The 8,763-nt window shown below is 44.5% G+C and carries 6 protein-coding genes and 1 pseudogene; 2 read left to right on the forward strand and 5 right to left on the reverse strand.

The annotated features are described in order from the left end of the window. Window positions 1-156, forward strand: a pseudogene (locus tag QVP90_RS03670) (aldo/keto reductase); the annotation flags it as partial. 293 nt (window positions 157-449) lie between these two features. Here QVP90_RS03670 and QVP90_RS03675 read toward each other — a convergent pair. The 3 genes from QVP90_RS03675 to QVP90_RS03685 form a co-directional block, all read right to left on the reverse strand. Further along, a complete protein-coding gene (locus QVP90_RS03675) occupies window positions 450-575 on the reverse strand; it encodes a hypothetical protein (RefSeq protein WP_262359875.1) in 126 nt (41 codons plus the stop codon). A gap of 120 nt (window positions 576-695) precedes the next feature. Next, window positions 696-1,397: a hypothetical protein gene (locus tag QVP90_RS03680; protein WP_021935683.1), complete on the reverse strand. Its 702-nt coding sequence runs from the start codon at window positions 1,395-1,397 to the stop codon at window positions 696-698. Between the two features lie 8 nt (window positions 1,398-1,405). Beyond that, window positions 1,406-1,606 (reverse strand): hypothetical protein, encoded by a 201-nt coding sequence (locus QVP90_RS03685; protein WP_021935684.1) that lies wholly within the window; start codon window positions 1,604-1,606, stop codon window positions 1,406-1,408. 582 nt (window positions 1,607-2,188) lie between these two features. On the opposite strand from QVP90_RS03685, the gene QVP90_RS03690 reads away from it, so the two are divergent. Continuing rightward, on the forward strand, window positions 2,189-3,367 hold the full coding sequence (locus QVP90_RS03690; protein WP_021935685.1) for a DUF418 domain-containing protein: 1,179 nt from the start codon (window positions 2,189-2,191) through the stop codon (window positions 3,365-3,367). A 602-nt stretch (window positions 3,368-3,969) separates the two neighbouring features. Here QVP90_RS03690 and QVP90_RS03695 read toward each other — a convergent pair. Together QVP90_RS03695 and QVP90_RS03700 are read right to left on the reverse strand one after the other, a co-directional pair. After that, the gene (locus tag QVP90_RS03695; RefSeq protein WP_021935686.1) at window positions 3,970-5,433 is read right to left on the reverse strand and encodes a RagB/SusD family nutrient uptake outer membrane protein; all 1,464 of its coding nucleotides are present in this window, start codon (window positions 5,431-5,433) and stop codon (window positions 3,970-3,972) included. Between the two features lie 31 nt (window positions 5,434-5,464). Next, window positions 5,465-8,593, reverse strand: coding sequence for a SusC/RagA family TonB-linked outer membrane protein (locus tag QVP90_RS03700; protein WP_021935687.1), 3,129 nt, complete (start codon window positions 8,591-8,593; stop codon window positions 5,465-5,467). Window positions 8,594-8,763: the final 170 nt, after the last annotated feature.

Below are 8,763 nucleotides of genomic sequence, written 5' to 3' on the forward strand. Positions count from 1 at the left end.
GAGAATCTGGGGGCTTGGAACGTCACGCTTTCCGATGATGAATTCCAGCAGTTACAATCAGCGTTGGATGAATGTAAGGTGCACGGACATCGTGGATGCGTGGAAACAGAACAGACGAGTTTCGGTAAACAATGGAGTGAAGGAACAGATAAGTGAATCAAGTCACATTCAGTCCGGTTGAATAATCAAAAAAAGGAAGTGAACTTCCTGATAAAACAAATTGGGGGATGTGTCAAAACTCCCCTTTTATTGAAATCACCCTCGCTACAACTGCCTGAACTACACTCCTAAAGTTTTATGTCCAACTTTTGGGGTGCAGTTCAGCCTGTGGCGAGGGTGATTTTTAATTTATGAAAGTTTCGACACCCTCTTGCTTTTACCTTTGCATCAAAGGAATAACTTAAAAATAACAGATATGAAAACGAAACTCTTATTTCTCTTTGCATGGCTTATGCATCGTCAGAATCGATATTCAGCAGATTCTGAATGACACATTCTTTTGAGTTCTTCGTTCCTTCAGGAATTTCATATACTTTTAACCAGTAACATTTACCTTTTTGAGTAAAGAATATCATTGTATTGGCATTGTTGCCGGATAGCTATGCTCGATGAAGTCTTTGGCACGCGTTTCATACAGAAGCTCAGAAATTTTAGTTAATGTTACCTCATCAGCACTCATATCCAATCCTATTCAACTAAGATTTGTAGAAGAGCGACACAATGTCGCGAATAGAATTATACATAAACCCCTTACTTATATGAGCCTGCGGATGATAAAAATCAATAATCAGCTTTCCATCACCGATCTGATAATAAAGAATTTTCTTTGCCATCTCCTTATCAGCAGTTTCAAATACATGCTTTTGCAACGAAATGTCTTTTATAAGGCTCCGGAACAAGCTACCAACTTCTACCCCACAACAAACAATAATATCGGTTTGAGACCAATAAAGATCAACCTGACTGCGCAACAAGCCCTTGTGTTTTTTCACGAATTCACGAAGTTCGGCTTTATTGGAATTTGCACCTCCGGGAGTCTTCTTCAGATTCATCGCCACGACCGTTTGTAAATGATGCTTGCGTCTCGCCTTTTCCAATGAACGTAGATTGATTTCATCCGACCATTGAAGATTCTCTTTATAATGCCGGATAGCATGTGTCCACAGCGCAATGTTCCCCCAAGTATTGCTTCCGGCTCCATCATACAACCATTCTCTTGAAAGAGAAGCAGAATGTGGTTTACCTTTATGATTGGCTTCTTTCAATACAAACAATATTTTTGGTGAAGACTCTAACCATTTTTTCTCATCGACAATGCCGTCTGTTACCAAATGCGAGTTCTCCAATACCTTTTCCCACGCTTCGAAGATCTTATCTTCTTCTGTAAATAAACTCATGATACCTATTATTTTACTTCCACCATATCGAAATTTGCCAAGCTACATCCCGAAATCAAAGAAATTCCATACTTGCGCTTAAACGCTTCTTCTATCTCTTTAATAACCGGTTTGGCAGTAGTTCCGCTTTTCACTACTTCCACTTCCATCCCTTTAGCAACTTTTCCCACCGCTTTCTTGGCAGTGACTTTCCATAAATGACTAATCATACTATTATTTTTTTAAGTTACCTACTCTATCGGGGGTTCGGCCTCCCCCCATTATACTGTTTTTTATCAAAATACTGCTTGTTATCAAATAAGAAAAGGACACAACACCCCTTTTCTTATTTCTTTGGTTAGGCTCTGGTAAGCCCGAGATCAAAATAAGTAAAAGCAGCCTGTGCCCTTTATGAAGGGTACAAACATGCTTAGACTAATTATTTTTGATCTCATTTTAAATTTACCAGATTTAACCAAATCAAATAATCGTCTGCAAGTTATGCAATATGTCTTTTATAAATCAGTTCTGTTTTTCTCCTACACAAGATTTATCTGCTTACAAAGCTACAAAAAACAGTTGGATTTATAAAACAAAAAATCTCCGCATATCACAGGCTGCCGTTATTTTGTGCAAAGAAACGAGTAAGGTATGCCAAAAGGTTTCATCAATTCCTCTTTTTATTAAAATTCCGGCTATATTTCATAAGAAAAAAACAATTACTTTATCTATATATCCCACTTTTTCCCCTTTTTTGTTCTATCTTTACAGGCAAAATAAATTAAACGAAAAAACGATAAAACACTAACCACATGCAACCAACCGTAAACAAAACACCACGTATCGAAGTGGTAGATGCCTTAAGAGGCTTTGCTGTAATGGCTATTCTCCTTGTACACAGCGTAGAGCATTTCATCTTTCCTGTCTATCCGACAGATTCGCCCGAATGGCTGAACATACTCGATAACGGAACTTTCAACGTTATCTTTTCACTATTTGCCGGAAAATCTTATGCAATATTTGCTCTGCTCTTCGGATTCACATTCTATATCCAATGTCATAATCAGCAAAAGAAAGGAAAAGATTTTGGTTATCGCTTTCTCTGGAGATTAGTTTTACTGGTGGCCTTTGCCACGCTGAATGCAGCCTTTTTCCCTGCCGGAGATGTTCTGTTGCTTTTCTCTATCGTGGGAATTATCCTGTTTTTAGTACGCAAATGGAGTGATAAAGCGATCCTGATCACAGCTATTTTCCTCCTGCTGCAACCCATAGAGTGGTATCATTACTTCATGTCTCTTTTCGATCCTTCGCATGCATTACCCGACTTAGGCGTAGGAGCCATGTATCAGGAAGTAGCGGATTATACAAAAGCCGGAAACTTCTGGGATTTCCTGATAGGAAATATCACATTAGGACAAAAGGCGAGCCTGTTTTGGGCAATCGGTGCAGGACGTTTCCTGCAGACAGCCGGGCTTTTCCTCATGGGACTGTATATAGGAAGAAAGGAACTGTTCGTCACTTCGGAACTGCATCTCAAATTCTGGATAAAGGCGTTGATCCTTGCAGCTATCAGTTTTGCACCGCTCTATTCACTCAAAGAGCTGATTATGCAGAGCGACAGCGACTTAGTTAAGCAAACCGTAGGCACTGCTTTCGACATGTGGCAGAAGTTTGCATTCACCATTGTACTGGTAGCTTCTTTCGTTATTCTCTATCAGAAAGAGAAATTCAAAAATGCAGTAACGAGTCTACGTTTTTATGGTAAGATGAGTTTGACAAACTATATCACCCAATCCATAGCAGGGGCTATTATTTATTTCCCCTTCGGACTTTACTTAGCCCCTTATTGCGGATATACAGTCAGTGTATTGATCGGTTTTGTATTGTTCCTCCTGCAAGTACGGTTCTGCAAATGGTGGCTATCCGGACACAAGCAAGGACCTTTGGAAAGCATCTGGCATAAATGGACTTGGATGTTCTCCAACAAATAAAGTTTGCCATCAAGAACAGAGAACAACATTAGACAAATATCATCAAAACCTTCCTATAAGCATCTTTTTGTTCGCTTATTGATGATTTTTATAACAAGCACTTTCTAAGCAAAGTTGCAACCAGAGAAAAAGCTGCATAATAAAACAAATATCATGCAGCTTTTTCTGTATATTCTTACCTTATCCGGATAAATATGTGATTTATCCCGGTATGTCAACTCCATTATCCCGGCATGATAAGTTCGGTTTCTCTACGAGGAACAGTCCGAAACTCTACGAGAAACGACAAGAGACTCTACGAGATAAATTATTTCCTCTCCAAAAGGCGCTTTTTCACGCTGGTTGATGTCCGAATCCCGATCATGCTCAATTATCTAAAATCACAGCAAATACAGATTATAAAGACAAAATGCACAATAAAAGAAACATATACGGCCTATTTATCACACAATTGCCTCTAATACAAACTATTCACCCCAATAACACTTCCAATAAAGAAGATTTCCGGCAGCCATTCCTATCCATCCCTTAACAAAGCAATTCTACAAGGTTAGCTTTAGCAAAAAGTCAAAGTTGACAATGTGTCAACGAAACAACTCTTATCATAAATTCGGATTCGCATCCGTCTCCTCTTTCGGGATAGCATACAGATAATTGGTACTGTTCGGGACAAATACCTCTCCCTCGGAGAAAGTAACAAACCAATGTCCCAACGGATTCCTTTTAGCGAACCCTCCGCCTTCCTGCCAGGCATCCACTTCCTGTTTCTGCTCCTCGGCAGAAAGCATGGTACGCTTTACGGATTGCTGCGTACGCAAGATATCGGTGATCCCGAACCCTTCGCCCCACAATTCCCGGCGGCGTTCCATCAAGATCTCGTCGATAACATCCTGCTGCGACTTACCGGTTAAATCATAATCACCCAAGCCACGGGCATGACGCAATTCATTCAAAGGCACTACCGCCTTTTCCGGGAAACCGTCGCGAGCCAATGCTTCCGCCTCTACCAATAGCATTTCGGAAGCACGCATCAATACAATATCGGCTGTATCATCGGCACGCATGTGGAATTTCTTATATCCCAAATATCCCTCACGCATCCATTGAAAAAGCTCCAGGCGGATATCTCCGTCCGAAAATGTATCCCGGAAATGGGGATCGGCCATGAAACTGCTATAAGCCCCCACATAGGTAGCATCCAGAAAATAGAAATTATAAGAAGCCCTGGATTGGGCAAGCGTCTGCGGATGCCCCCAGATCCACTCTTTATTAGAGATGTTATTGAACCCTTCGTACTCGGCGGCAGTGGTCATCAGCGAATAACCCTGACGGGCGGCGGCGGCAGCCTTTGCAGCTTCCTCCCACTGCCCGGTGAGCAGATAGGCACGGGCCAAAAGCCCATTGACGACATTTACATCCGGCTTGAATTTCTGCCCGTCACCTTTACGTGTATAGTTCTTCAGGTAATCCTTAGCGAGAGCCAGATCATCAAACACACGCTGGTAGACCTGTGCCACGGTCGATTTCCCTTTGGGAGCGGTATCATCCGTAGTAGGCTCGGTATAGATAGGGACACAGGGAGCCGCAGGGTCTTTCAAATAGGTAAACTGGTAATGCTGTGCCAGATGCAGATAGCAGAAAGCCCGAAGCGCCAATGCCTGCCCCTGTGCCTGACGGAGCGCTTCCGTATCGCCCTGTATGGCAAGGGCGGTGTTGCAGTTATCAATCGTCTTATACATCAGATACCAGGCAAAAGAGGTACGGGTATTGTTGGGTATGGCGATGTCGTTGAACTGATAAGACGAGTTAAAGCCATAAGCCGGACGGGAAACAACATCATCCGCCATCATGTCGTCCTGGCATTGAAGCCCACGGTAACCGCTATTGGCAAGCGTATAAACATATTCGAAAAGATTGTACCAGGCACCGTTAAACAACCGTTCGGCATTGCCGGGCACACCGACTTCATCGGAACTTACGGAATCTGTCGGCTCTTTATCGAGAAAATCACCGCTACATCCCGCCAATAGAAGCAGAGAAGCCATAAAAGAAAATATATATTTCATAATCGTGAATTTTTAAACTGTGAATCATAAATCAAAACGTCACATTAATCCCCCCGGTAAAAGATCTCATGGCGGGATACCTGTAATAAGTCAATCCGGTAATCCCTTGTTCAGGGTCGAGACCTTGATTGCGGTGAATGGTAAACAAGTTATCACTCTGCACAAAAACCTGTACGTTACTCAATGCCGCCTTGCTGACAAGCTGCTTCGGAAGCGTGTAAGACAAAGTCAGGTTCTTTAGGCGCATATACGAGTTATTCTGCAAAAAACGGGTGGAATAGGACGTCCAGTTATTGGTAGTGGTAGCCAATGCCGGCACATCCGTATAACGGTTCTCCGGAGTCCAACGGTTCAATATCTCCTTCGACCACGCGCGGCCGGCAGAACTGCCGTTGTGCAGAATCATCGTTATGTCCCGGTTCATGATATACCCGCCTACACTATAAGCAAATATAGCCGACAGCTCCACCCCCTTGTAAGAGAAAGAGGTATTGAAACCGCCATAAACTTTGGGCAAAGAGGACTTATTGACAAAATAATCGGTGGCATCCTTGTAGACACTGGTAGTCCCGCGCCCTACGACGTTATCATCCTTGTCGAGAATATCCATGTACCACAACGGATTTCCGTTTTCGGGATCCACCCCCGCCCACTCTTTGGTGTAAAAGTCATAAACGGAGCGTCCTACCGCCAACTTATTGACTCCGGAAGGCGGCATGTCTTTCAAAGGCAACTCGGTAACCTCATTCTTATAATGTGTCAGATTGAGACCCAATTTCCAGATAAAATCCTGAGTATTGATCAGCGTCCCGTTCAGAGAAAGCTCGATACCCGTATTCTTCAAAGCACCTACATTTTCATCCACCGACTTATACCCCAATGACGGAGCCACAGGACGCGAATAGAGCAGATCTTTCGAACGGCGCTGGAAGAAATCGAACGAACCGGATACACGGTTGTTCCACAAGGAGAAGTCGATGCCGACATTGAAATTCAGATTGGTTTCCCACTTCAATTTCGGAGTGGCAATACGATCGGAAACCAGTGCATTCTCTCCCAAATTGGAGACAATGGCATAAAGCCCCTTACTGGCATAATAGGTACCTAAGTTATCGTTTCCCTGTGCGCCGTAGCTGGCTTTCAGAGTCAAAGCAGAAAGCCAGTCGGACGTGGAGATCATAAAATTCTCCCGGTCGATGCGCCAGGAAGCGCCCAATGACCAGAAATTACCCCAACGCGTCTCTGGTGCAAAACGGGAAGAACCGTCGCGACGATAAGAAGCGGAAAAGAAATACTTGCTCTGATAATCATAAAGCAACTGGGTAAAATATCCTGCCAAAGCATAGTCGATGCGATAGCCGGAACCGCCCGTAAGCTGCGAGCCTACCACCAGTTCGGGCATATCGGGCAAAGCCATCTTGGTACGCGATGCAGAGAGTTCGTCATAACGGTACGAATAGGCTTCCTGCCCGGCAAGGATATTGAAATGATGCTCGCCGATGGTTTTATCGTAAGTGACGATATTATTCCACGTCCACGAAAAAGTACGGGTGTTCACACGGCTCGATCCACCTCCGGTGGTCACGGAAGGTCCGATAAGGGAGTTAGTGAAGTCGAGTGAGTTATAGTTGATCAGGTCGAAATTGAAACTCGTCTTGAATTTCAATCCGGGAATGAAGGTCACTTCCAGGAAAGTACGTCCGGAAAATTCATCCTTCATACGTTCCGACTTATCGAGAGGAAGCGTAGCCGGCAAGTTCCAGTTCGATGTCGATCCGGAAGGCCGGTACGACCCGAAATCGGGAATAAGTTCCCCGTTCGCATCAGTCTTTAAAGAGCCGTCGGCATTTACTTCATAAATGGGATAAAACCCCGGCATGGTGCGGCCGGCATTGATCACATTGCTGGTTTTCGTATCCGAAGAAACCGGATAGTTCTGCATGGAATGCGCAAAGCTCATATTCACGCCCCCTTTCAGCCAGGAAGTCATCTCACTGGTGATATTGGAACGGAGATTAAAACGCTGGTAGCCCGATTCGAGGGCAATACCCTTATCATTCAGATAGCCGGCGGAAAAGAAATACTGGTTCTTCTGTCCGCCACCGGATACATTCAGATTGAGTTCGGTACGCAAAGCCTGTTGCTCCATGGCATCACTCCAGTCAAAATCCCAAAGGGGCCGGGCACCGTCCACGAGCTTGCCGTCCGTACCCACCGGTTGCGGATAGTTAGTGCCATAAGGGTTAGGGCCGTCACCCATCAGCTTTGTCACCAGATCTTTAGAAGCCTGTGCGGCAGCGGTGGCAGGCGTATAGTTTTCCGTATCCTTGGCGTATTGGTTGCGCAGCGCTTCCCAATAGAGCTGAAAATAGTCATTGGTACCGATACGGTCATAATCGCGTACAGCCCGGTTGGAACCTCCGAACGAGGCTTTCACGTTGACGGTCGTTTTAGAGTCCGTCTGCCCCTGCTTGGTGGTGATGATAATCACACCGTTGGCACCACGTGAACCGTAAAGGGCGGCCGAAGCGGCATCTTTCAATACAGTCATCGAAGCGATGTCATCGGGATTGATGGAATTGACAGAACCGTCGAAAGGGACACCGTCCACCACATAAAGCGGTGCACTGGAAGCATTGATAGAACCGATACCTCGGATACGGACTTCCGCATCCGTACCGGGCTGGCCACTGGCTGCGCTGGCCTGTACGCCCGAAACCGTACCCTCAAGGGCACGGGAAACGCTGGCTACCTGCAACTTCGCTATCTCGTCTCCCTTTACGGTAGAAGCAGCTCCGGTAAAACTATATTTCTTAGCGGTGGCATAGGCCACTACCATGACTTCATCCAGTTCTTTACTGTCAGACTCTAAAGTGACATTTATCATGTTCCGCCCGTTGACCGATTGTTCCACCGTTTTTAATCCGACAAAGCGGTAAACGAGTATGGCATCCGAAGGGGCGGAAATGGAATATTTTCCATCCATATCGGTGATTGTTCCGGTAGTCTCGCCTTTTATTTGTACAGAGACTCCGGGCAACGGCTCTCCATCGGATATCACCGTACCCGAAATTCGTATTTCTTGCTGCACGGCCGCCCACAAAGTAGCAGACACAACAATAGCAAGAAACGTTAATACTAAACGTAGATTGATTCTCATAATTTTTTTGTGGTTTAGGATTGAATTGTATGTGTTATTAAACAGAAAATTACGGAAGTTTGTTTTAGAAAGAAAACAAATTTTAGAGGAATATTAGCATAAACGGAGAGGAAACGCTACATTCGCGTTAATAATTTGCCAATGTGCCAATATGCCAATGTGCCAATTGG

Source organism: Bacteroides sp. CAG:189 (genome assembly GCF_000432295.1).
GTDB lineage: Bacteria > Bacteroidota > Bacteroidia > Bacteroidales > Bacteroidaceae > Bacteroides > Bacteroides salyersiae.

Bases quoted from the DNA above. Each gene is read 5' to 3' on its own strand.
- QVP90_RS03675 (WP_262359875.1), bottom strand. From the start codon at position 575: ATGATATTCTTTACTCAAAAAGGTAAATGTTACTGGTTAAAAGTATAT.
- QVP90_RS03680 (WP_021935683.1), bottom strand. From the start codon at position 1,397: ATGAGTTTATTTACAGAAGAAGATAAGATCTTCGAAGCGTGGGAAAAG.
- QVP90_RS03685 (WP_021935684.1), bottom strand. From the start codon at position 1,606: ATGATTAGTCATTTATGGAAAGTCACTGCCAAGAAAGCGGTGGGAAAA.
- QVP90_RS03690 (WP_021935685.1), top strand. From the start codon at position 2,189: ATGCAACCAACCGTAAACAAAACACCACGTATCGAAGTGGTAGATGCC.
- QVP90_RS03695 (WP_021935686.1), bottom strand. From the start codon at position 5,433: ATGAAATATATATTTTCTTTTATGGCTTCTCTGCTTCTATTGGCGGGA.
- QVP90_RS03700 (WP_021935687.1), bottom strand. From the start codon at position 8,593: ATGAGAATCAATCTACGTTTAGTATTAACGTTTCTTGCTATTGTTGTG.